The sequence below is a fragment of the Microbacterium sp. GbtcB4 genome (genome assembly GCF_019091465.1).
Classification (GTDB): Bacteria; Actinomycetota; Actinomycetes; order Actinomycetales; family Microbacteriaceae; genus Microbacterium; species Microbacterium paraoxydans.
Map to the genome: position 1 here is coordinate 1 of NZ_JAGXJJ010000513.1, position 238 is coordinate 238.

A 238-nucleotide genomic window follows, 5' to 3' on the forward strand; every position below is an offset into this window, starting at 1 on the left:
GGCCGACCGCCGCGCCCACCCCCAGGCGGCCCTGGTCGTCCTTGGTGGCGAGCGGTTACTTCTCGCTCTTGTCGAAGTCCTTGATGGTGATGAGGCCGGCGTGCTTGCCGTCCTCGTCGATGAGGGGCAGCTTCTCGACGCGGTGCTTGGCGGACAGCGCGATGACCTCGCCCGCCGCGACGCCGACGGGGGCGGGGACGAGGGTCTCCCTCGTCATGACGTCCTTGACGGACGTGCT

The 238-nt window shown here is 69.7% G+C and carries 1 pseudogene; it reads right to left on the reverse strand.

The window, feature by feature from the left end:
* Positions 1-58: 58 nt before the first annotated feature.
* A pseudogene (locus KVS71_RS18655) lies at positions 59-238 on the reverse strand (CBS domain-containing protein); the annotation flags it as partial.